This window comes from Virgibacillus oceani (genome assembly GCF_014638995.1).
In the GTDB taxonomy this organism is placed as follows: Bacteria; Bacillota; Bacilli; order Bacillales; family Amphibacillaceae; genus Virgibacillus_E; species Virgibacillus_E oceani.
In genome coordinates this window covers 1-802 of the sequence record NZ_BMFR01000043.1, presented here as the reverse complement: position 1 = coordinate 802, position 802 = coordinate 1, and the positions used below count along the sequence as shown (strand labels likewise).

1 rRNA gene is annotated in these 802 nt (G+C 53.6%); it reads right to left on the bottom strand.

Annotation, left to right across the window (positions count from 1 at the left end):
- A 23S ribosomal RNA gene (locus IEV74_RS19600) occupies positions 1 to 802 on the bottom strand; the annotation flags it as partial.

Genomic DNA, 802 nt, shown 5'->3' with positions numbered 1-802 from the left:
CGGGGTCTTTCCGTCCTGTCGCGGGTAATGCGCATCTTCACGCATAGTATAATTTCACCGGGTCTCTCGTTGAGACAGTGCCCAAGTCGTTGCACCTTTCGTGCGGGTCGGAACTTACCCGACAAGGAATTTCGCTACCTTAGGACCGTTATAGTTACGGCCGCCGTTTACTGGGGCTTCGGTTCTGCGCTTCGCGCCGAAGCGCTAACGCTTCCCCTTAACCTTCCAGCACCGGGCAGGTGTCAGCCCCTATACTTCGCCTTTCGGCTTCGCAGAGACCTGTGTTTTTGCTAAACAGTCGCTTGGGCCTATTCACTGCGGCTTCTCTTCAAAAGAAGCACCCCTTCTCCCGAAGTTACGGGGTCATTTTGCCGAGTTCCTTAACGAGAGTTCTCCCGCTCACCTTAGGATTCTCTCCTCGCCTACCTGTGTCGGTTTGCGGTACGGGCACCTATGAACTCACTAGAGGCTTTTCTTGGCAGTGTGGAATCAGGAACTTCGGTACTCTAGTTCCCTCCCCGTAACAGCTCAGAATTGTTGGACGGATTTGCCAATCCAACTCCCTCACTGCTTGGGCGCACCTATCCATCAGTGCGCATTCCTTATCCTACTGCGTCCCCCCATCGTTCAAACGCTCATGAGGTGGTACAGGAATATCTACCTGTTGTCCATCGCCTACGCCTTTCGGCCTCGGCTTAGGTCCCGACTAACCCTGAGAGGACGAGCCTTCCTCAGGAAACCTTAGGCATTCGGTGAAAGAGATTCTCACTCTTTTTTCGCTACTCATACCGGCATTCTCACT